A 21,668-nucleotide genomic window follows, 5' to 3' on the forward strand; every position below is an offset into this window, starting at 1 on the left:
ACGGATGCCGCCACCATGATCGAACGCCGCTTCGAGCAGATCATCTTCGCCAGCCGCTGGGTGCTCGCCCCCTTCTACCTCGGCCTGGTCATCTCGCTGGTGATGCTGCTGGTGAAGTTCACGCAGGAGATCCTGCACATTGTCCCGCACGTGCTGGAGATGCAGGAGAAGGACGTCCTTCTGGCGGTGCTGACGCTGATCGACCTGTCGCTGGCCGGCAACCTGCTGCTGATGGTGATCTTTTCCGGCTACGAGAATTTCGTGTCGAAGATCGACGTCGCCAACCACGAGGACCGGCCGGACTGGATGGGCAAGGTCGACTTCGGCGGCCTGAAGCTGAAACTGATCGCCTCCATCGTGGCGATCTCGGGCATCCACCTGCTGAAGGGCTTCATGAACATCGACCACACCAACAAGGACGAACTGATGTGGATGGTCATCATCCACATGACCTTCGTGGTGTCGGGCGTGCTGCTGGCCCTGATGGACCGGCTGGAAGGCGACCACCACGGCGCCAAGATCGCCGCCACGATCGCCGCCCCAGGCGAGTCGAAAAACGCGCATCACTGATGCGCGCCGGCGGCCCCCGGCTGTGCCGGCGACGGGTCATAAAGCCGTTGCGGCGGGGTCTGAATCAGCCTAGAGATACCGCCCTGCGCAGGCAGGGCCGATGGCCGGCCGGCGGGGCTTTCGGCCTTTGCCGTTGACGGAAAATTAACCCTGTTCAGCCAGTGTGACGGGCACCGGAGCACGGCGGATCGCCGGCACTTCGGGGCCTGACGGTCACCTGAGGGACCAGTCCTTTCCAAAGGCCGGTTCTCCATGGACAACCATCCGGATTGGCTGCGGCACCCGCCCCGCGGGTGGCCCCGGACCGGTTCGGTCAGGCGAGCCGGTTGCACTCTCCGCTTGAGCGCGAAGGGGCATTCGTCTATGGAACCGTTGGCGGGCGTGAGCTTCCCCACTGGGGCCTGCATGACCGTCGGCAAGGCCGTCTCAACCGCATTGAAGAGTTAGTCGGGTCCATGCTTTCCAAACTCCTCGGCGTGCTTTCCGCCGACATGGCGATCGATTTGGGGACGGCCAACACCCTGGTCTACGTCAAGGGCCGTGGCATCGTCTTGAACGAGCCCTCGGTCGTGGCCATCGCCAACGTCCGCGGCAAGAAACAGGTGCTGGCCGTCGGCGACGAGGCGAAGATGATGCTGGGCCGCACGCCCGGCAACATCCAGGCCATCCGCCCCCTCCGCGACGGCGTCATCGCCGATTTCGAAGTCGCCGAGGAGATGATCAAGCATTTCATCCGCAAGGTGCACAACCGGCGCAGCTTCGCCAGCCCGCAGGTCATCATCTGCGTGCCGTCGGGCTCCACCGCCGTGGAGCGCCGCGCGATCCAGGAGTCGGCGGAGGCCGCTGGCGCCCGCCGCGTCTTCCTGATCGAGGAGCCCATGGCCGCCGCGATCGGCGCCGGGCTTCCGGTGACGGAGCCCACCGGCTCCATGGTCGTCGACATCGGCGGCGGCACCACCGAGGTGGCCGTGCTGTCGCTCGGCGGCATCGTCTATTCGCGCTCCGTGCGCGTGGGCGGCGACAAGATGGACGAGGCCATCATCGGCTACATCCGCCGCACCCACAACCTGCTGGTCGGCGAAGGCTCGGCGGAGCGGATCAAGAAGGAAATCGGGTCGGCCTGCCCGCCGGAAGACGGCGAGGGCCGCATCCTGGAGATCAAGGGCCGCGACCTGATGAACGGCGTGCCCAAGGAGCTGATCATCTCCGAGCGGCAGATCGCCGAGTCCCTGGCGGAACCGGTGTCGGCCATCGTCGAGGCGGTGAAGGTCGCGCTGGAGCACACCGCTCCGGAACTGGCCGCCGACATCGTCGACAAGGGCATCGTCCTGACCGGCGGCGGCGCACTGCTGGGCAACCTGGACTTTGTTCTGCGCCACGCCACCGGCCTGCCGGTGTCGATCGCGGACGACCCGCTGTCCTGCGTCGCGCTGGGCACCGGCCGCGCGCTGGAAGAGATGAAGACGCTGCGAAACGTCTTGGTCAGCGCCTACTGATTGGTGTATTCCTCGATTGGATACCTCCGGCGCCTAGAACCTTTTTGTTCTCGGCGCCGGAGCGGACCGCGGATCTCGACGGGAACCTGGACGGGATGATCCTGTGAAGCCTCGCACCTCCGGATCCGTCGTACGCCTCGCCGCCCCGCTGCGGGCCCTTGCGCAGCGATTCTCCTTCCTCTTGCTGGTGCTCGCCTCCATCGCGCTGATGATGGTGGGCAAGATCGACGCGCTGTCCGTGGACAACGCGCGTGCCCGCGTGACCGACGCCTTCGCCCCCATCCTGGACGCCATCTCGCGCCCGGCCGCCACCGCCGCCCATGTGGTGGAGTCGGCGGTGGAGGTGCGCAACGCGTTCGAGGAGAACCAGCGGCTGAAGGCGGAGAACGCGCGACTCCTGCAGTGGCGGCAGGCGGCGCTGCGGCTGGAGGCGGAGAACACCAGCCTCCGGTCCCTGCTGAAGGCGACGCCGGAACCGCCGTCCACCTACATCACGGCGCGCGTCATCGCCGCCCCGGGCAGCTCCTTCCTGCGCACGCTGGTGGTCACCGCCGGCCGGCGCGACGGGGTGCGCAAGGGGCAGGCCGCCATCGCCGGGGCCGGGCTCGTCGGCCGGGTGGTGGAGGTCGGGGAATGGTCGGCGCGCGTGCTTCTGCTGACCGACATCAACGCCCGCGTCCCGGTGGTGCTGGAAAGCTCCCGCCAGCGCGCGGTGATGGCCGGGGACAATTCCGACCAGACCAAGCTGCTGTACCTGCCGCCCGACGCCGCCATCCAGGTGGGCGAGCGGGTGGTGACCTCCGGCCATGGCGGCCAGTTCCCGCCCGGCCTCGCGGTGGGCGTCGTCTCGTCGGTGGGCGAGCGGGGCGTGCGCGTCCAGCCGAACGTGGATCTGGCGCGGGTGGAGCACCTGCAGCTCGTCGATTTCAACATGCCCGGGGCCGAGACGGAACCGTCGCACGAGACGAAGTGACGTTGACGCGGCCATGACGTTGACGCTTTGGCAGCGGCTGGACAAGACGGGCCGCAACCTGGCGCCCTTCGCCGTGACGGTGATGCTGGCGCTGATCGGCCTGGTCCCGGTCCCGGCACCCGCCTATGGGCCGGTGGCTCCGTTCCTAACCGCGATCGCGATCTATTACTGGGCGATCCACCGGCCTGACCTGATGCGGCCGGGAACCGCCTTCCTGATCGGGCTGCTCCAGGACCTGCTCACGGGTGGTCCGCTGGGCGTGAACGCGCTGGTGCTGGTGCTGATCCACTGGACGGTGATGAACCAGCGCCGGGTGCTGATGGCCAGCAGCTTCGGCATGATGTGGGTCGGCTTCGTCCTGGTGATGCTGGGCGTGGCCTGCGTGCAATGGCTGGCCTTCTCGGCGCTGAACGCGACGGTACTGCCGTTCAACCCGGCGCTGTTCCAGGCTCTGTTGACGGTGGCGATGTTCCCGGCCGTGGCCTGGATCCTGATCCGCGTCCACCGCGCCTTCCTGCAGGGATGATGGGCTGTTGAGTTCCATGGACCGCGACACCGACCGCTATCGCCTCCTGACGCGCCGCGCCGCGGTGCTGGGGGGCATCAAGCTCGCCGGGCTGGCGACGCTGGTCGGCCGCCTCTATTACCTGCAGGTCGTGGAGTCGGCGCGTTACACCATGCTGGCGGAGGAGAACCGCATCAGCCTGCGGCTGGTGGCGCCGTCCCGCGGCACCATCGTCGACCGCTTCGGCACGTCGCTGGCGATGAACCAGCAGAATTACCGCGTCGTCGTGGTGTCGGAGCGTACGCGCAACATCCAGGACACGCTGGACAAGATCTCCAAGATCGTCCCGCTGACCGACGGCGACCGCCGCCGCGTGATGCGTGAGATGCACCGCAAGCGCCGCTTCGTGCCCGTCACCGTGCGCGAGAACCTGACCTGGGAGCAGGTCGCCACCATCGAGATGAACACGCTGGACATCCCCGGCGTGGCGATCGAGGTGGGCGAGATCCGCCATTACCCCTACGCCGACGCCACCGCGCACATCCTGGGCTACGTCGGCGCGGTGTCGGAGGCGGAGTTGAACGGCGACCCCGTGCTGTCGCTGCCGGGCTTCCGCATCGGCAAGGCGGGCATGGAGAAGTTCCACGAGAAGGCGCTGCGCGGCACCGCCGGCACCAGCCAGCTGGAGGTGAACGCCGTCGGCCGCGTCATCCGCGAGCTGTCGCGCGACGAGGGCCAGCCGGGCCGCGAGGTGCAGCTGACCATCGACATCGGCCTGCAGAAATTCGTGCAGCAGCGCCTGTCGCAGGAGGTCAGCGCGGCGGCTGTGGTGATGGACGTGCACACCGGCGGCATCTACGCGCTGTGCTCCCACCCCAGCTACGACCCAAACCAGTTCACCATGGGCATCAACGCGGAGCTGTGGGAAGAGCTGCTGTCCAACCCGGCGACCCCGCTGAACAACAAGGCGGTGGCCGGCCAGTATCCGCCGGGCTCCACCTTCAAGCCGGTGGTGGCGCTGGCCGCGCTGGAATCGGGCATCATCAGCCGCACCCATTCCGTCTTCTGCCCGGGCCACATGGATCTGGGCGACCACCGCTTCCACTGCTGGAAAAAGGGCGGGCACGGCACGGTGGACGTGGTCGGCGCGCTGCGCCATTCCTGCGACGTGTTCTTCTACGACGTGGCCCGGCGCATCGGCATCGACCGCATCGCGGAGATGGCGAACCGCTTCGGCATGGGCGCCCCCACGGGGCTCGACCTGCCGCACGAGCGCGGCGGCCTGATCCCCTCGATCGAGTGGAAGAAGGGCGCGCTCGGCAAGTCCTGGTCGCCCGGCGAGTCGCTGATCGCGGCCATCGGCCAGGGCTATGTGCTGTCCACGCCGCTCCAACTCGCCCTGATGACCGCGCGGCTGGCCAACGGCGGCTTCGGCGTGAAGCCGCACCTGACCAAGCAGATCAAGAACCTGATGACCGAGGCCTCCTCCTGGCCGGCGCTGGGGCTGAAGAAGGAGAACCTCGACCTCGTCATGCGCGGCATGTTCGAGGTCAGCAACGCGCCCAACGGCACGGCCTACAAGTCGCGCATCACCGAACCGGGGTTCGAGCTGGCCGGCAAGACCGGGTCGGCGCAGGTCCGCCGCATCACCATGGCGCAGCGCAACGCCGGCCTGAAGAAGCAGGAGGACATGCCCTGGCGCGACCGCGACCACGCGCTGTTCATCGCCTTCGCGCCGGTCAGCGCGCCGCGCTACGCCTGTTCGGTCTTTGTGGAGCATGGCGGCGGCGGTTCGACCGCGGCCGCGCCCATCGCGCGCGACATCCTGCTGGAAACCCAGAAGCGCGACCCCGGCCGCGCTGCCGTCGCCGAAGGCGTGCCACCCCCGGTCCCGCCGCTCGACCGCACGCGCGGGTGATCGCGCTTACAAAATTCCCAGGCGCTTCAGCACCGGGACGCGCCGCCGGCTGAAGCTGCCGAAGCGTCCGCGCAATTCCGCGACATTCTCCTCGGCGGAGGCCAGCCGCACGCCATCGCGTGACAGGGCCAACCCGTCGGTGGACAGGCGTTCCCAGGCGAAGGCGGCCGGGTCAAGGCCGCGGCGCTGCGCCACCAGGAACAGCGCCTCGACGCGCGACACGGCGACGCCTGACCCGATGACGGGGGAGGCGAGGGTGCCCAGCGTGTCGTCGGTGCGGTTGCGCTCCAGCACAGCGTCGTTGAAGCGGTCGGCGTGGGCCTTGCGCGCCGCCAGTCCGTCCTCCGGCAGGGCGGGGGAGGCCAGCGCGAGGCTGGTCAGCATCATCAGCGCGCGCAGCACCGCCTCCTCGCCATGGCGGGCGAGGGCGGGAAGCGCCGTCAGCTCCTCCAGCGACGGCACGCCGTCGGCCAAGGATTCGGCGAGCGGGCCGTAGAGGTCGGGCGGGAAGGGGAGGCGGCCCACGGGGGTGATCGCCACCTCCGGCACGTCCTCAGCCGGTACCAGCAGGGTAAAGCGCGTGGCGCGCAGCCGCTCCGTCCGTTCGGCCGGAGTCAGCCGCTCCGCCCCCTTCACGAACAGGTCGCGGCGGAAGGCGCGGTTGGTCAGCACGTCGCGCAGGGTCTCGCGGTAGGCGGGGTCGCGCGCCTCCTGGATTAGGGCGATGGCGGCCGGGTCCAGCGCCAGTTCGTCGATCTGCTCCATGGGCACGGACGGGCCGGCGAAGTCCAGCTTTGCCCCGGCCAACTCCCGCGCCACGTCGGCGTGGTAGAAGGCGGTCCAGTCGCTGTTCAGGTACTCGTGCGCGATGTAGTTGGGCGACTTGCGGGCCAGCGACTCCAGCCGTGCTGGCACCTCGTCCGTTTGCCGGAACCAGCCGGCGTTCAGCGCGGCGAGCCGCCCGGCGAAGCCAACGGCCTGCTCAATCTTTTCCGCCAAGTCGCCTGACCGGCCCCCAAGCTGATTGGCCGTGTGCTCCACCAGGATGCGGCGCAGCGGCATGTAGGCCAGCGTGCCGGGCAGGGCGTTGTAGCTGACGAAGACCAGCCCGCCGGGCTTCAGCCGGCGGCGCAGCAGGTCGACCAGAATCGCCCGGTTCTCCGCGCTGACCCAGGACCAGACGCCGTGCAGGGCGACCATGTCCAGGTCCTTGACTCCGGAGGCTGCGTGGTCCGCGAAGTTCTCTTCCAGGAAGGCGGCGTTGCCGAGCCCGGCCTCGGCGGCGAGGCGTTGGGCGCCGGCGATGTGGGCGGGGTTGAAGTCCACCGCCTCGAACCGCGCGGCGGGGTGGGCGGCGGCCAGCACGGCGCTGCTGACCCCGTGGCCGCAGCCAAGCTCCGCGTAGGCGAAGGCGCCGCCGAGGTCCGCCGGCGGGCGCCAGCCGCGCAGCAGCAGTGCGAAGGACAGCAGCGACGGCGACAGCTCCCGATAGAAGGCGCGGATGTAGTCGATCCCGCCCACGTACCCCTCGGTCCAGCCCGTCATGCCCAGCTCCCTCCATCGCCCTCCCATGGGTGATATCGCCGGCCGCTGAGCCTGTCAAAACAAGGCGGATTCCGCGTTGATCCGGGGCCGGAACGGACCCGTCAAAAAAATGCGGGCCTATCCATTTTGGTATCGACAAGGCCGGGGGCCTTCGCTATAAACCGCGCCACACCGGCCGGGACGACGGCTTGGCCGGACGGGAAGCTAGTCGATACCGCTTGGTGGAGACGACGCCTCCTCCGCCGGTGTCGATCATGTGATGGGCGCATAGCTCAGTTGGTAGAGCAGCTGACTCTTAATCAGCGGGTCCAAGGTTCGAGTCCTTGTGCGCCCACCATCACATGCTTCAGGGAATGGGCGCATAGCTCAGTTGGTAGAGCAGCTGACTCTTAATCAGCGGGTCCAAGGTTCGAGTCCTTGTGCGCCCACCATTCCCGCTCCAAAACACTCCGTGCACGAACAAGGCCGCCGTTGAGCGGCCTTTTGTGCGTTCGGCGGCCCGCCTATTCGGCCGGGGCGGTGGCGTCGACGCGGCGCGGTACCAGCAGGTTCGCCGTCATCACCTGCACCGTCTCGTTGTCCTGGTTGAAGGTCGTGGTGCGGACGCGGGCGATGCCGCGGTCCGGCCGCTTTTCGGAAACCCGAACCTCCAGCACCTCGCTTTCGATGCGCAACGTGTCGCCAGGGCGCGTGGCCTTCGGCCAGCGAAGCTCCTCCACCCCCATGCCGACGAACCCGCCGGCCAGCCGGCCTTCGCCGTTCACGATCATGCGCATGGTCAGCCCGGCGGTGTGCCAGCCGCTGGCCGCCAGCCCAGCGAATACGGTGTCCTTCGCCGCCTCGGCGTCGAGGTGGAAAGGCTGCGGGTCGAACTGCCAGGCGTAGGCGACGATGTCCTCCGCCGTCACCGTCACGGGGCCGCCGGCGAAGCGGTCGCCGGGCGTCAGGTCATCAAGATAGCGCATGGGGCGGGCGTCTCCCTATTTTGGCATCAGGGATGAGACAGGTCTGTCTCATTCTTGGCGATGGTGAGACAGACCTGTATCATTGTCAACCGGCCAGGAGTGGCGGCCAAGAGCGGCGGCCAGCAGCGGTGGCCGTGATCGTCGGGAAAGGAAACGGCATGGCGGAGGTGGGGCGCAAGACCGCGCGGGAGCGAATCCTGGAGACGGCGGCGGACCTGTTCTACCGGGAGGGCATCCGCGCGGTCGGGATCGACACCATCATCGCGCGCTCCGGCGTCGCGAAGATGAGCCTCTACCGGAACTTCGCCTCGAAGGACGAACTGGTCTGCGCGTATCTGGAGGACATCGGCGGCTATTTTTGGGCGTGGTGGGACCGCATGGCCGCGCGTCATCCCGACGACCCGCAGGGGCAGCTGGTGGGCCTGTTCACGTCGCTCGGCCACTGGATCGGGCATCCGAAATTCCGCGGCTGCCCCTTCATCAACACCGCGGTCGAGTTCCGCGACCCGGACCATCCCGGCCGCGCCCTGGTCATCGCCCACAAGCGCCGCGCGCGGGACCGGCTGCGCGCCCTTGCGGAGGCCGCCGGCGCCGCCGATCCTGATCAACTGGCGGCCCAGCTTCAGCTGCTGATGGAAGGCGCCTATGCGGGGGGGCAGACCCTGGGGTCGGACGGAACGGGGGAGGCGGCGGCTTCCGCGGCGGCGGTGCTGATCGACGCGGCCTGCGGTCGGCCCCGACAAGGATAAGACCGCCAAAAAAAATCGACGCCGCAGGATGGACCTGCGGCGGACGAATTCGACGGGAAGGATGGACCGGGACGGCTATTCCGCGGCCGTGCTGGCCATGCGCGAACGCACGGGCACCGGCTGGTTGCCGCGGTAGTCCTGAAGCCGCGTGGCCCGCAGGCCGCGCATGCCGTGGCTGTCGATCAGCCGCTGCCAGGACAGGAACTCCTCGACCGACAGGGTGTAGCGACGGCACGCCTCCTCAAGGCTGATCAGCCCCGAGCGCACACCCGCCACAACCTCCGCCTTGCGCCGCATCACCCAACGCTTGGTGTCGGGCGGGGGCAGGTCGTTTTCCGTCATCGGCCGTCCTGCTGGACCGATGATCGACGCTCCACTGGAGCCATCGTCGCTTAATTCAAGCTCGCGAGATGACATGCGCGGACGCTCCACCATCAGCAGTGTATTCCACGATTTCGTGGTAACCTACCTCTTCTCCGCTTAACAAAAACCTAAACGATAGGGTTAATGTTGCGCGCGTAAAGCATTGAAGGTGGTGGTGCTTTTGCCCGCTTTCAGGCGGTTCCAGCCCCTGCGCCACGCCGATTTGTCAAGGCGTGGCGGGTGTTGGGCGGTGCTGTGGTTGCGGCGGAGAGCCCGGCAAAGCCGGCCCGGGGAAAAAGCTGCCGGGCAGGAATTTCGGCGAATTCTGAATTTTCAATAGACTTTCGTCACATCGGACAGCGGGATGTCCTGGCTGCCGACGCTGACCACCGTCTCGCCGTCCTTGTTGGCGCCGACACCGTTGACGGTGCCGAAGGTGTAGGTGGTCGCCTTGATGATGTCGTCCTTCTTGTCGGACACCGGGGCGATGTTCAGGCGGTAGGTGCCGGGCTGCACCGCGTTGCCGCTGTTGTCCTTGAAGTCCCAGTTGACGACGTGCTTCTCGCCGGCCTTGGTTTCGCCGGTCATGGACCGCACGGTCTGGCCCTTGCTGTCCAGGATGTCCACGCGCACCGACTTGGCTTCCTTCTCCAGCTCGTAGGCGAGCGGCGCCTGGGTCATGCCCTGCGTGTAGTCGAAATTGTCGCCCTTGAAGCTGATCGTGCGGCCGAGATAGGCGAGGTTGGTCGACGCGGTGGAGGCGCCCTGCAGCTTCAGCAGCTTGTCCAGCCGGCTGTTGGTGCCGATGTTCTGCTCCACGTTGGCGAAGTCGACCAGCTGCCGCGTCATGTCGTTGGTGTCCATCGGCTTCAGCGGGTCCTGGTTCTGCATCTGCGTGGTCAGCAGCTTCAGGAAGCTCTGAAAGTTGTCGCCGAGGCCGGTCGCCGCCTTGTCCAGCGCCTGCTCGTCCGTCGTCTTCGACGTGCTGGACGAGTTGGTCGTCTTGTCGGTCGTCTTGTTCGTCGTGCTGTTGGTCTTGGTGGTGCTGTTGGTGTTCCAGCTGCTGCCGTAGTCGGTGTTGGTGGTGGCCATGGCGGGTGTCCTTTGGCTTGGCTGGAACAGATGGTTTAAATCAGGCGTGGATGTCGACGCGGCCGGGGGCCAGCGTGACGGTGTAGGCGGCCTTCACATCTTCGACTTCATCGCCGCCGCCAGAGCCGCCGCGGCCGCGTCGGCCATAGCCGCCGCCCTGGCGTCCCTCGTCCTGGAACGGGCTTCCGCCCTCGCCGCGCAGGCTGAAGTTGAGGCTGTTGCTGTCCGCCTTCAGTCCAGCGTCTTGCAAGGCCCGTTCCAGGTTGCGGCTGTCGCGCTGAAGAAGCTCCAGGGTCTGCGCCTTTTCCACGGCGACCTGGGCGCTGACCCGGCCATCCGACGCGATCTCCAGCCGGATGTCGATGCGGCCAAGCTCGGTCGGGCGCAGGTTGATGGTGAAGCTGTCGTTGCCGTCCGCGACGTTCTTGCGCATGTGGACGGCCACCTGCTCCTGCACGCCCATGGGCAGGCCGGCCGACCCGCGCGAGGGGCGCAGGTGCGCCAGGGCGGCCGGCGCGTCCACGCCCGCCGCGGCGCGCGGCGCTTCCATGGCGGCGATGACCGGGTGCGTCGGGGTGGCGGCGGCATCGGCCGGCTTCGCGGCGTCCGGCGCGACCGCGCCATCGGCTTTCGCGGCTTCGGCCGCAGCGGCGAGGAAGGCGGACTGGGCCGTCCCCTTCGTCGAGTCGGGGCTCGGCGGCGGTGTGGGCTGGGCCTGCATCGCCGCGTTGTTCGGGGTCTGGCCGTCGCCCTTGGCCCCGGCGTCGGACTCGCCCTTGCTGCCGGGCTTCGCCGCGGCCTTCGCTTTCGCCGCGGCGGCCAGTTCCGCCAGCGATTGGGGAAGGGGCGTGTCGTCGGACGGCAGGGCGCTCGACGCCCCATCGCCATCCGTCGTCCCGGTCGCCGCCCCATCCGCCGTCGTGGCCTTGGCATCGGCCGTTGCGCCATTTGCCGTGGCGGGGGTCTTGGCGTCGGCGCCCGCGGCTTCGGCGGCCTTGGCGAGCGCAGCCTTGAGATCCTCCGGCTTCAGGCCGTCGCCCTGGTGCGGATGCTTGCCGGCCTTGGTGCCGGCAACCCCGGTGGTCCCGTCGGTGGCCTGCGCCGCGGCTGCGCCGGCTCCGGCTTGGTTCTGCGTGGACGGCGTCCCCGCCAGGGCGGCCTGCTGCGCCGCGGCCAATTGCGCCGGGGTGAGCGGGGCGGCCGCGCCGGCTTCCCCGACGGGCGCGACCGCGTCCTTCTGCGCCGTCGCGGCATCGCTCGCGTCGGCGGTGCCCGTATCATCCACCGCCGCGCCCGGAGCCATCGCGAGCCCCAGGGCCAGCGCGGCGTTCGTGTCGGTCGCCGTGCAGGATTGGTCCGCGGAAACGACGGTGACCGTGGTTTCGGTGATCGTGAGGTTGACCTCCACCACGACCGCATCGTCACTGTCATCGTCCTGGTCCGCGTCCGTTCCGCCGTCGTCTTCGGACGCGGCATTGGTCTGCGGAGCGACGGCGCCCGTGGCGTCCTGCGAGGCTGCCGCATCCGCGTCCTCATCGTCGGCGTCCTGGGCATCCTTGTCCTTGGCGACCTTCGCGGCCTTTCCGTCCTTGACCGCCTTCGCGTCGTTGGCCGCAGCGGCGTCCTTGGATCCCGCCTTCGGGTCCTTGCGGGCCGGCGGCTCTGCCTTGTCGGCGACCGGCCGTGCGGAGTCGCGCGGGGCGGCGTCCGCCGCAGCGTCCTTGGGGTCCGCTTTCGGCTCGGGGCGCGGCGGCTCCTCGCGGCGCACGGCTTGCGGCGTGGCGGCGGCCGGGCGGGGGCGGGCCGGTTCCAGGCGGGCTGCCCGTGTGTCTGCTGCCCGTGTGTCTGCTGCTCGTGTGTCCGCCGCCTTGCGGTCGGCGGCCTTGCGGTCGGCCGCTTCCGCGGCGGCCTGCTCCTGGTCGCGCTTGCGGGCCGCGGCGTCGCTGAGGATGCGGTCCATCATCGACGCGAATGCGTCGGTGCGGGCGTTGCCGCCCTGGTGGGCGCCCTGGCTGCTGGCTTGGCCGGCCGCCTGGCTTTGGGCAAGGCTGTCGAACGCGGACGCGATCTTCGAGGGGATGTCCATGGGCCAGGTTCCTTGCGGGAGCAACGCTTCCCCGGGACTAAGCAACTCTGGGGCCAACTGGGAGGAGCGCCGGTCCCCGGTGTTTCAGCGAAAATCCGCCGCCGGCCGGCGGTGCCCGGCAGTTCCCGCCGGGAGTCGGCAAATTCCGCCGGGTCGGCCCTGCCGTTTCTGCCGCCCGGACGCCTTACGCGGACATAAAAAAGGGGCCGCCCTGGAAAGGCGGCCCCTGGTCTCGGTGCGGGCCTTGCTCCGGCGGTGTTTCCGGCTACAGCCGCGTGTTCAGCGTGGCCGAGGTGGCCGGCCCGTGGGTCGGGACGACGTAGGTGCTGCGCGGCGGGATCGGGGAGCCGTAGGCGACCGTCGTCACCTGGCGGGCGTGGTTGATGGCGTTGACGACCGTGTCCACCAGGATCTTCTGCGCCCCGCTGTTGCGGCGCAGAACGTCCGCATTCTCGGCGGAGGCGTCGTACAGGTCGCGCGTCGCGCCGCGCAGCTTGGCCTTGGTGTCGTCGGGCAGGTTCGCCATGCCCTCGCGGTCCACCCGCAGCAGGCGCGAGACCTCCTCGTAGACCAGCATCATCGGCTGCTTTTCCTTGGCGAGCCGGGCCAGTTCCGCCGTGTTGCAGCGGCGCTCCACCGCCTCCGCCTCGCGGCGCAGGTTGGCGCTCAGGCGGCCCATCAGCTCGATCAGGGCAGCCGCGCGCTCCTCGGCGTTGTTCGGCAGGTTGGCGGACGGCGCCTTCTTGCCGGGCTGCGGGAAACGGACATCGACCTTATCCATGGTTGACCTCCTGGGCGCGCAGAAGCTCGCGGTAGACCTGGTCGGCGATGCCGAAACCGCCGCGGTGGTTGACCTGCTTGGCGTATTGCTCGGTGAGCATGGAGCGGAACATCTCTTCGCCGTGCCCGCCGCCGAAGGTCTCGTCGACCTCGATGCCGTCAAACATGTGGCCCAGCATCTGGGAGACGAAGACGTTCTCGAAATCGTCGGCGGCCTTGCGGATCTGGGCGTGGGTTTGGGCGCGCTTGGCGGGATCCGCCTTGCTGTCGTCCAGAACGGCGCTCCGGGCACCCTGCGCGGCGCGCTCGGCCAGCGCCGGCATGCCCAACGCCGATATACGGGGGGTGGGAAGGCTGGGAAGGGGGAGGGCCGTGTCCATCAGATCACCTCGATTTCCGCTTGCAGGGCGCCGGCGGCCTTGATCGATTGCAGGATGGCGATCATGTCGCGCGGGCCCACTCCCAGCGCATTCAAGGATTGTACCAACTCCTGGAGCGTGACCCCGGAATTCATCACGGCGAGGCGGTTGTTGGACTGGTCGTCCACCTGGATGTCGGTGCGCGGCACCACCGCGGTCTGGCCCTGGCTGAAGGGGCCGGGCTGGCTGACCTGCGGCGTCTCGGTCACGCGGATCGTCAGGTTGCCCTGGGCGATGGCGACGGTGGAGATGCGGACGTTCTCGCCCATCACGATGACGCCGGACTTCTCGTCGACCACCACGCGGGCGACCTGGTCCGGGGTGATGCGCAGCTGCTCGATCTCGGTGATCAGGCCGACGATGTCGCCACGGCGGGCCTCCGGCACGGTCAGCAGCACCGACGACGGGTCGGTGGCCTGGGCGCGGTTGCCGCGCAGCTGCATGTTGATGGCGGTCGCCACGCGCTGGGCCGTGGTGAAGTCGGGGTTGCGCAGGGACAGGCGCAGCACCGGCAGCTCGGCCAGCGAGAACTGGATCTCGCGCTCCACGATGGCGCCCGACGAAATGCGACCCGAGGTCGGCACGCCGCGCGTCACGCTGGCGCCCTGACCCTGGGCGGAGAAGCCGGACACGGCGATCGGCCCCTGGCCCACGGCGTAGACCTCGCCATCGGCGCCCAGAAGCGGGGTGACCAGCAGCGTGCCGCCCAGCAGGCTCTTGCTGTCGCCCATGGCCGACACCGTCACGTCGATGCGCGTGCCCTGGGCGGCATAGGGCGGCAGGGTTGCGGTCACCATCACCGCCGCCACGTTCTTGGTGCGCAGGTTGGTGCCGCGGGTGTTGACGCCCATCCGTTCCAGCATGCCGACCAGGCTCTGCTCGGTGAAGGGGGAGTTGTTCAGGCTGTCGCCCGTGCCGTTCAGGCCGACCACCAGGCCGTAGCCAATCAGCATGTTGTCGCGCACGCCCTCCACGTCCACGACGTCCTTGATCCGCGCCGACGAGGCGACGGCATGATGCGGCAGCGCCACGAGCGCGGCGATCAGCAGGGCGGCGGCCAGCAGTTCGGTGGCGGAGCGGAACAGGGCAGCGGCTCGGGTCGGCATGGCGGGGGCACTCCACAACGGGTGCCCGGGTCCATACAAAAGCCGTGCCAGATCAGTGGGGCGCAGACCAACCAAGGGGAGGCGGTGCCTCTTCCCCGGGCGCCATGGAGAAGTCCGGAAAAACGCACCGCGGATCACCGCTTTGTGTCACACAAACGAGGCAATTTTTGCCGGATTGCGGCAAGCCTTGACCAGATGTTAATGTCAATCCATCTAGAGTGTCAGAATTACCGAAACCGGTTGCACGGAACATGAAAGTCGAAGGCCCCGGAAAACTTCGCGGCAGCTCCTCGGTCCGGCGCACCGGAAAGTCCGAGGGCTCGTCCGGCGCATCCTTCTCAAAGCAGCTCGTCGGCGAGACGGGGGCTGCGGCGGGGGTGCATGCGTCGGCGCCGCTGGCCGGCATCGCCAGCGTGCTGGCGCTGCAGGAGGTCGACGACGCCGCGGCCCGCGAGTCGCGCGGCAAGATGCGCGCGGAAGACATGCTCGACAAGTTGGAGGAGATCCAGCACGGCCTTCTGGCCGGCACCCTGTCGGCGCAGAAGCTGATGGATCTCGCCAAGGTGGTCCAGTCGCGCCGCGCCCAGGTCGACGACCCCAAGCTTGCCGAAATCCTGGACCAAATCGACCTGCGCGCGCAGGTCGAGTTGGCGAAATTCACGCCCTGACCGCGAAGCCTACGCCCGGCCGTTCCGCATCGGCCATTCGGCCGGGCCCGACGCGTCTGCCAAGTCTTTGCATCTCAAAGAGTTTGTTCGCGTTCCGCAGGGCGAACCGCGGGGTTGCGATTGCCGATCCGGCTACCTATACTCCGCGCCGCCCGGATCACCCTTTTGCGTTGGATGCTCTCGGATGACGTCGCCGCTTCTGCCCAAGGACTACACTCCGTCGGAAGACGAAGAGTTCATGAATCCCGTCATGCGGGAGTATTTCCGCCAGAAGCTGCTGCGCTGGCGCGCTGAGCTTCTGCAGGAATCCAACGAGACGCTGAACAGCCTCCAGGAAGGTGGCATTCAGGAGCCGGACATCGCCGACCGCGCGTCGGCGGAAACCGACCGGGCGTTGGAACTCCGCACCCGCGACCGCGAGCGCAAGCTGATCTCCAAGATCGACGCGGCGCTGGAGCGGCTCCAGAACGGGGAATACGGCTACTGCGAGGAAACGGGGGAGCCGATCGCGGTCCGCCGCCTCGACGCCCGTCCCATCGCCACGCTGAGCCTCGAAGCCCAGGAGCGCCACGAGCGCCTGGAGCGCACCCAGCGCGACGACTGACGGCGGGTTTCCGCCAGTTGATCCGAAGAGCGATCAGCCCTCCGCCGGCACCGGCGGGGGGCTTTCTTCGTGGGCGAAAACCGTGCCTCCGCTGGCAAGCGCGTCGATCCGGCGCAGGGTGTCGGCGTGCCGTTCGCCGGCGCGCAGTCCGGCGCGCGCCAGCCCGACGAATCGCGGCCCGAAGTCCTGCCGCTCCTCGCACTCCCGCAAGGCCTCCTCGATCGCGGCCAGCTCGGCGTTGAGCCCGGCCAATTGGGCGCGCAGGGCGCGCAGGTCGGTGGTCGCCGGCAGGTGGCAGGCGGCGCTGCGCTCCAGCGCGGCGAGGTCGGCCTCCAGGCTGTGCCGGATCGCCGCATCGTCGGTGTCGGCCAAGCGCAGTTCCAGAGTCGTGATGCGGTCCAGCAGTTCCCCGGGGCCGACCGCGACCGTGATCGTGGGGGGCTTGTTCCCCTCCTTGGCCCCCAGCTTTGCGGACGCGAGTCGGGCCAGCTTCTTGGCCATCCGGGCGAACACCGCGTCCCAGTCCCCGATGGCCGGCTGCCGGAACAGCCGCATGGACGGGTACCAGGGGCTGTCCTCCCGGTCGCGCAGCCAGCGCCAGTCCGCGGCGAAAGGCAGCAGCATCCAGACCGGCCGGCCGAGCATCCCGGCCAGATGGGCGACCGAGGTGTCCACGCTGACCAGCAGATCCAGCGCGGCCAGCGCTGCCGCCGTGTCGGTCCAGTCGCGGAGGTCGGGGCCGAGCGGCGTGACGACGTCGCCCAGCGCCTCAAGCACCGCCGTGTCGGTTGGGCGCACATCCTTCTGGAGCGCGTAGAAGCGGACGCCGCGAATCCGCAGCCAGAGCGCCAACCGGTCGAGCGGGATGGACCGGTTGTGGTCGTTCTTGTGCGATGGGTTGCCCGCCCAGACGATGCCGACGCGCAGCGGGCCATCCGGTATGCGGGCGCGCCAGCGGTCCACGCGGTCCGGCGCGGCGCCCATCAGGGGCAGCGGGGCGGGGATCGTCTCCAGCGTCGTGGCGAAGGCGCGCGGCAGGCTCATCAGTGGGCACTGGGCGTCGCAGGGGGGCAGGGGATCGCCCCCGGCTACCAGCGTCACGCCAGGCATCGGGCTGAACAGGCCCTTCAGCGGGGGCGGCACCTCGAAGACGACGTTCCAGCCACGCTCCACCGCCATCGGGACGTAGCGCGCGAACTGGATCGTGTCGCCCAGCCCCTGCTCGCTGTGCAGCAGCAGCGTCCGGCCCTCGCCGCGCTCCCCGGTCCACAGCGGCTGCGCGAAGCCGCGCGCGTCGAGGCCCGTGCGCGGCCGGCGCCATTCGTAGGCCTCCCAGCCCTCGGCGAAGCGTCCTTCCAGCAGCAGGGTAAAGGCGCGGTTCAGATGCCCGTCCAGGTAGTCGGGGCGGGCCGCCAAGGCCCGGTGGTAGAACCGGAGGGCACCGAGGGAGTCCCCCAAGGATTGCAGCGAATTGGCGACATTGTTGAGAACCTCCGGCAAGTCGGGGTTCAGCAGCAGGGCGCGGCGGTGGGCGTCCAGCGCCGCGCTGCTGCGTCCCAGCGCCTGCAGCGTGTTGCCGAGGTTGTTGGCCGTCTCCGAGGCGTCGGGCTTCAGCCGGAGCGCGGTTCGATGGGCGGTCAGCGCCGCGTCGAAATCGCGCCGGTCCTGCAACGCGGTGCCGAGCAGGAAATGACCTTCCGCGTGGTCGGGGCGTAGGGCGAGCGTCCGGCGAAAGGCGGCGACCGCCTCGTCGGGGCTCTTAAGGTCGCGGAACACGTTCCCGAGGCCCTGCGCGGCGTCCGCATGGTCGGGTCGCAGCGCGAGCGCGGCGCGGAAGGCCACGACGGCCTCTGCCGGCCGCTTCAGCTTGCGCAGGGAGACGGCGAGGTCGTGATGGGCCTCGGGGTTGTCGGGAAAATGGCGCGTGGCTTCGCGGAAGGCGTCCGCCGCCTCTGCGATCCGGTCCAGCCGGAAGAGCGCGGTGCCGCGGTTGAAGAGGATGCTGGTGAAGGCGGGCTGGAGGGTCAGAGCGCGGCCGTAGGCGACAGCGGCCTCCTCCAGCCGATCCAGCGCCTTCAGGGCGTTGCCGAGGTTGTTCTGGGCTTCGGGGTAATCGGGGCGAAGGGCCAGCGCGTCCCGGTAGGCGGCCATCGCCTCCTCTGCGCGGCCTGCCCCCTGGAGTGCGTAGCCGAGATTGAAGAAATAGGCGGGGTCCTTCCGGATGGCGATGGCGTCGGTGATCAGCACGGCCGAGCGCTCGAAGTCCCGGCGCTGGTAACAGGCGACCCCCAGCAGGTGCAGCGCCTCGCTGTTGCGCGGGTTCGTCTTCAGCAGCCGCGCGTAAATGGCCTCCGCGCCGGCGATGTCGCCAGCCCGATGGAACTCGATCGCCTGCGCAAGGTCGCGTGATTGCCTGTCCGTCGCCCGCATGTCCTGTTCCGAACCCCATCCGCCGGCCGCACCACCCAGGGGCGAGCACCTTAAGCCAGCCGGCATCGGGAGTCAGCGGACAATTGCATGGCGTGGGAAGGGCCGCGCTACGCCGTCGCCTCGTCCCACACCACGCGGTTCCGTCCACCGTTCTTCGCGCGGTACAGGGCCTCGTCCGCGCGCGCCAGCAGGGCGCTCACCGCCCCCTCTCCAGCCTTCTCCCTGGCTTTCTCCCCTGGGCGCAGCGCGCTGACGCCGATGCTGACGGTGAAGGTCACCGCCCCGCCGCCGGGAAGCCGCACCTCGGTCGCCGCCAGCGCCACGCGCAGCCGTTCGGCCAGCAGCGCCGCGCCCTGTTGCGGCGTGTCCGGTAGCAGGATGGCGAACTCCTCGCCGCCCAGGCGGCCCAGGATGTCGGCGCCGCGCACCAGCGTCCGGCAGACGCGCACGACGCTGCGGATCGCCTCGTCGCCGGTGGCGTGGCCATGGGTGTCGTTGATCTTCTTGAAATGGTCGATGTCCAGCATGATCGCCGACAGCGGCTGGCCGGAGCGCTGCGCCCGCGCCACTTCGCCCGCCGCCCGCGTCATGAAGCGGCCGCGGTTCAGCGCGCCGGTCAGCGAATCGGTGGTGGCGAGGCGTTCCAGCTGCCGTTGCATCTCCACCACGCGCGACGCGGCAAGCAACCGGGCGCGCAGCCAGACCAAGTCCAGCGGCTTGCGCAGGAATTCGTCGGCGCCGTTCTCCACCACCTCGAAGAACTGGTTGGTGATGCTGCCGGGGATCATCAGCATGAGGTAGAGGTGCTTCGCCCCCTGCGCCGCGCGCAGGTGCCAGCACACTTCCACGCCCTCCATGGCGCCGACGCGGAAATCGACCAGCGCGACGTCGAAGGACTCGTCGCGGCAGCGGGTCAGCGCTTCCTCGTCGCTGGCCGCAAAGGCCGTCTGATGGCCCAGGCCTTCCAACTGCTGGCACAGCACCATGCGCGCCATGCGCGAATCGTCAACGACCAGGATCCGCATCCCGCCTCCATGCCCGACAGCCCAGTGAAGCACAGGGTCTTGAAGGAAGCGTTACAGCGGTATGGAATTCTGCGGAACGTGAAGACGCGAGAGCCCCGACCAGTGAGGGACCGTTCGGGGCTCTGGTGCGACGTAAGGAAGCGGCGTCAGCGCTGGATGCCGAAGGCGTTCTGCTTGGCGAAGTTGCCGATGCCGGCGGCCAGGTTGTTGGCCTGGAACTGGTTGCCGCCGCCGAAGGGAACGCCGAGCGGGCCGACGCGCGCGGACTTCTGCAGGACGGTGCCGTTCTGGACCGCGAGGTTGCCGACGCCGGCCGCGGTGTTGCCCATGCTGATGATGTTCGGGCCGCCGAGGAAGCCGCCGCCCGACTGCTTGGTGAAGGCGTTCTGCACCGCGACGTTGCCGACGCCCGCGGCGGTGTTGTTCAGGCTGGTGATGTTCTGCGCCATGGCCGGGGCGGACAGCAGGGCGAGCGTGGCGAAACCGGCGAGCAGCGAGGTGCGGATCATGGTGGTCTCCTGGGTGTGAGGCCAGGGCCCGCGCCCCGGCGTTGTCGATGACCAGACCCTACCCGCAGCCGCCCGGCCGGGCTGTGAGCCGGTCCACACCGGGTGCGCATTTCCCTCCGGAGGCGGAAAGCGGCAAAGGGGGCGCGGCAGAAGTGGCCCACCGGCAGGAACTTCCCACCCGGACACGCGAAGGCAGGGCGGGAACCGGAATTCCCACCCTGCAATCCCCAGACTTTTGAAAGGCGTGCTTTAGAACGGCATGATGATGTCGAACAGCTGCTGGCCGTAGCGCGGCTGCTGCACGTCGGTGATCTGGCCACGGCCGCCGTAGGAGATGCGGGCCTCCGCCACCTTCTCGTAGCTGATGGTGTTCTGGGCGGTGATGTCCTCCGGCCGGATGACGCCGGTGATGATCAGGTCGCGCACCTCGTAATTGACGCGCACCTCCTGCCGGCCCTGGATCACCATGTTGCCGTTGGGCAGCGTCTGGGTGACCAGCGCCGCGACCTTCAGCGCGATCTGCTCCTTGCGGTTGACGCTGCCCTTGCCGTTGTTGGAGGTGGTGCTGGACAGGTCCACCAGGCTGTCGGCGCTCACGTCGTCGGGCAGCACGCTCTTCAGGGCCTTGGTCTGAAAGCCGAGGAAGGCGGGCAGGCCGGCCTTGTCGGAGTTGTCGCGCGACCGCTTGCTCTCGTTGTTCAACTGCGCCTGGTCGTTGATCTGGATGTCGACCGTCAGCAGGTCGCCCACCTTGCTGGCGCGCTGGTCCTTGAAGAAGGCCTTCGACCCGTTGCGCCACAGCGAGTTCGGGTTGCGCTCCGTCGGCAGCGGGGTCGGCATCGGCAGGCTGACCGGCTGGTAGCCGGGCTGGGCGTGCGGGTCCTGGATCTTGGTCAGCTCCGGCGCGGAGCCGATGTCGGCCACGCGCTGCATGGCGTTGCAGGCGGGCAGGCCGGCCGCGACGGCGGCGAGCAGAGCGATGCGGAGGGCTCCTTGAATCCCAGGCTGAATGATGCGCGGGCGGGACACGGACGGATGGGCGGTCATTGGAGCTTTCTCCTCACTTCATCGCGATCACGCCGGGCTTTGCCACGGCGACGATGTTGGGGCCGGCGACCGTCGCTTCGACGATGCGGTTGGATTGGGTGTTGACGACGCGGATGACGTCGCCCTTGCCGCCGTCCTGCAGGGCCTTGCCCTGGGCCGACAGCGTGATGTTGGCGGTGACCAGCGTGATGGTGACCAAGGCACCCTTGTCGATCAGGCGCGGCGACTGAAGGTCGCGCAGGCGGACCGGCATGTTCACCGGCACGCCGCGCTTGGGCGTCATGCCGATCAGCTGCGCGTCGGTGGCCGCAATGTCGCTGCCGGTCTGGTCGGTGCGCACGTCCTGCCAGTCCACGTCGGCGGCGCCGATGATGTCGCCGGGGACGACGCGGCGGGCCAGCACCGGCACCTGCACCACGCCGAAGGCGCGGCCGGCGACCGGCAGGCGCACGGCCGGGCGGGTGTCGGTGATGACGATCTCCGCGGCGAAGCGGCCCTGGATGGGGTTGTAGTAGAGGTTCTCCACCGTCAGGCCGCCGGCGCCCTGCGGAGCGCGCATCTCGATGGCGCGGCTGTCCAGCTCCATCTGCAGGCGGCCCACGGTGATGTAGCGGGCCAGCGCCTCCGACAACACCGCCTCGACGTGGGTCGGGCCGTAGACGGCGGCCTGCGGCTTCTGCGTCTCGCCCACCATGGCGTCCGACGGCATCTGCGCCAGGGCGGACGGGCCGGCCAGGACGGTGGCCGCAAAAACGGCGGCGCGGGCGGTGCCGAGGAGGAGGGAGGCGAAGCGGGGCATGGCGGTCGGTCCTTACGGG

The 21,668-nt window shown here is 69.0% G+C and carries 21 protein-coding genes and 2 tRNA genes; 10 read left to right on the forward strand and 13 right to left on the reverse strand.

Translation table 11 applies throughout. The features are described 5' to 3' along the window. Window positions 1-15: 15 nt before the first annotated feature. The 5 genes from M2351_RS04570 (at window position 16) to mrdA (ending at window position 5,462) form a co-directional block, all read left to right on the forward strand. The gene (locus M2351_RS04570; protein ID WP_264654956.1) at window positions 16-570 is read left to right on the forward strand and encodes a TIGR00645 family protein; all 555 of its coding nucleotides are present in this window, start codon (window positions 16-18) and stop codon (window positions 568-570) included. Between the two features lie 455 nt (window positions 571-1,025). Beyond that, a complete protein-coding gene (locus M2351_RS04575; protein ID WP_014240000.1) occupies window positions 1,026-2,066 on the forward strand; it encodes a rod shape-determining protein in 1,041 nt (346 codons plus the stop codon). A gap of 103 nt (window positions 2,067-2,169) precedes the next feature. Next, window positions 2,170-3,039, forward strand: coding sequence for a rod shape-determining protein MreC (gene mreC, locus M2351_RS04580; RefSeq protein WP_264654957.1), 870 nt, complete (start codon window positions 2,170-2,172; stop codon window positions 3,037-3,039). A gap of 13 nt (window positions 3,040-3,052) precedes the next feature. Next, a complete protein-coding gene (gene mreD, locus M2351_RS04585; RefSeq protein ID WP_209765915.1) occupies window positions 3,053-3,565 on the forward strand; it encodes a rod shape-determining protein MreD in 513 nt (170 codons plus the stop codon). 16 nt (window positions 3,566-3,581) lie between these two features. Then, complete coding sequence (gene mrdA / locus M2351_RS04590) at window positions 3,582-5,462, forward strand: penicillin-binding protein 2 (RefSeq protein WP_264656837.1); 1,881 nt, start codon at window positions 3,582-3,584, stop codon at window positions 5,460-5,462. 6 nt (window positions 5,463-5,468) lie between these two features. Here the strand turns inward: mrdA and M2351_RS04595 are convergent, their stop codons facing one another. After that, a complete protein-coding gene (locus M2351_RS04595) occupies window positions 5,469-7,007 on the reverse strand; it encodes a class I SAM-dependent methyltransferase (protein WP_264654958.1) in 1,539 nt (512 codons plus the stop codon). Between the two features lie 261 nt (window positions 7,008-7,268). Here M2351_RS04595 and M2351_RS04600 point away from each other — a divergent pair. Beyond that, window positions 7,269-7,344 (forward strand) — tRNA-Lys (locus tag M2351_RS04600). A gap of 18 nt (window positions 7,345-7,362) precedes the next feature. Further along, window positions 7,363-7,438, forward strand: a tRNA-Lys gene (locus tag M2351_RS04605). 72 nt (window positions 7,439-7,510) lie between these two features. On the opposite strand, the gene M2351_RS04610 is transcribed toward M2351_RS04605, so the two are convergent. Continuing rightward, window positions 7,511-7,972: a MaoC family dehydratase gene (locus tag M2351_RS04610; RefSeq protein ID WP_264654959.1), complete on the reverse strand. Its 462-nt coding sequence runs from the start codon at window positions 7,970-7,972 to the stop codon at window positions 7,511-7,513. A 158-nt stretch (window positions 7,973-8,130) separates the two neighbouring features. Here M2351_RS04610 and M2351_RS04615 point away from each other — a divergent pair, with 158 nt between their 5' ends. Next, on the forward strand, window positions 8,131-8,721 hold the full coding sequence (locus M2351_RS04615) for a TetR/AcrR family transcriptional regulator (protein ID WP_264654960.1): 591 nt from the start codon (window positions 8,131-8,133) through the stop codon (window positions 8,719-8,721). A gap of 75 nt (window positions 8,722-8,796) precedes the next feature. Here the strand turns inward: M2351_RS04615 and sciP are convergent, their stop codons facing one another. The 6 genes from sciP to M2351_RS04645 all read right to left on the reverse strand — a co-directional run bounded on the left by sciP (window position 8,797) and on the right by M2351_RS04645 (window position 14,567). After that, window positions 8,797-9,156 carry a CtrA inhibitor SciP gene (sciP, locus tag M2351_RS04620; protein WP_442323819.1) on the reverse strand — a complete coding sequence of 120 codons (360 nt, stop codon included), beginning with the start codon at window positions 9,154-9,156 and terminating at the stop codon, window positions 8,797-8,799. Window positions 9,157-9,417: 261 nt separating this feature from the next. Then, a complete protein-coding gene (locus tag M2351_RS04625) occupies window positions 9,418-10,176 on the reverse strand; it encodes a flagellar hook assembly protein FlgD (protein ID WP_264654961.1) in 759 nt (252 codons plus the stop codon). Between the two features lie 40 nt (window positions 10,177-10,216). Continuing rightward, window positions 10,217-12,262, reverse strand: coding sequence for a flagellar hook-length control protein FliK (locus M2351_RS04630; RefSeq protein WP_264654962.1), 2,046 nt, complete (start codon window positions 12,260-12,262; stop codon window positions 10,217-10,219). Between the two features lie 265 nt (window positions 12,263-12,527). Then, window positions 12,528-13,043: a flagellar basal-body protein gene (locus M2351_RS04635; RefSeq protein ID WP_264654963.1), complete on the reverse strand. Its 516-nt coding sequence runs from the start codon at window positions 13,041-13,043 to the stop codon at window positions 12,528-12,530. Then, the gene (locus tag M2351_RS04640) at window positions 13,036-13,422 is read right to left on the reverse strand and encodes a rod-binding protein (RefSeq protein WP_264654964.1); all 387 of its coding nucleotides are present in this window, start codon (window positions 13,420-13,422) and stop codon (window positions 13,036-13,038) included. The genes M2351_RS04635 and M2351_RS04640 overlap by 8 nt, the downstream gene beginning before the upstream one ends. Further along, window positions 13,422-14,567, reverse strand: coding sequence for a flagellar basal body P-ring protein FlgI (locus M2351_RS04645; RefSeq protein ID WP_264654965.1), 1,146 nt, complete (start codon window positions 14,565-14,567; stop codon window positions 13,422-13,424). Before M2351_RS04645 ends, M2351_RS04640 begins: the two co-directional genes overlap by 1 nt. 251 nt (window positions 14,568-14,818) lie before the next feature. Here M2351_RS04645 and M2351_RS04650 point away from each other — a divergent pair, with 251 nt between their 5' ends. Next, window positions 14,819-15,235 carry a flagellar assembly protein FliX gene (locus tag M2351_RS04650; protein ID WP_264654966.1) on the forward strand — a complete coding sequence of 139 codons (417 nt, stop codon included), beginning with the start codon at window positions 14,819-14,821 and terminating at the stop codon, window positions 15,233-15,235. A 184-nt stretch (window positions 15,236-15,419) separates the two neighbouring features. Continuing rightward, window positions 15,420-15,839 carry an RNA polymerase-binding protein DksA gene (gene dksA, locus M2351_RS04655; protein ID WP_209765904.1) on the forward strand — a complete coding sequence of 140 codons (420 nt, stop codon included), beginning with the start codon at window positions 15,420-15,422 and terminating at the stop codon, window positions 15,837-15,839. 33 nt (window positions 15,840-15,872) lie between these two features. Here dksA and M2351_RS04660 read toward each other — a convergent pair whose 3' ends face one another. From M2351_RS04660 to flgA, 5 genes are all read right to left on the reverse strand, one after another. Then, window positions 15,873-18,269 carry a tetratricopeptide repeat protein gene (locus M2351_RS04660; protein ID WP_264654967.1) on the reverse strand — a complete coding sequence of 799 codons (2,397 nt, stop codon included), beginning with the start codon at window positions 18,267-18,269 and terminating at the stop codon, window positions 15,873-15,875. Between the two features lie 107 nt (window positions 18,270-18,376). Beyond that, a complete protein-coding gene (locus M2351_RS04665; protein ID WP_264654968.1) occupies window positions 18,377-19,294 on the reverse strand; it encodes a GGDEF domain-containing protein in 918 nt (305 codons plus the stop codon). 146 nt (window positions 19,295-19,440) lie between these two features. Continuing rightward, window positions 19,441-19,803: a hypothetical protein gene (locus tag M2351_RS04670; RefSeq protein ID WP_264654969.1), complete on the reverse strand. Its 363-nt coding sequence runs from the start codon at window positions 19,801-19,803 to the stop codon at window positions 19,441-19,443. Window positions 19,804-20,052: 249 nt separating this feature from the next. Next, window positions 20,053-20,850 carry a flagellar basal body L-ring protein FlgH gene (flgH, locus tag M2351_RS04675; protein WP_264654970.1) on the reverse strand — a complete coding sequence of 266 codons (798 nt, stop codon included), beginning with the start codon at window positions 20,848-20,850 and terminating at the stop codon, window positions 20,053-20,055. 13 nt (window positions 20,851-20,863) lie between these two features. Continuing rightward, entirely contained in the window at window positions 20,864-21,649 is a 786-nt protein-coding gene (flgA, locus tag M2351_RS04680; RefSeq protein ID WP_264654971.1) for a flagellar basal body P-ring formation chaperone FlgA, read from the reverse strand. Window positions 21,650-21,668 lie beyond the last annotated feature (19 nt).

This window comes from Azospirillum canadense (genome assembly GCF_025961225.1).
GTDB classification, from domain to species: Bacteria; Pseudomonadota; Alphaproteobacteria; order Azospirillales; family Azospirillaceae; genus Azospirillum; species Azospirillum canadense.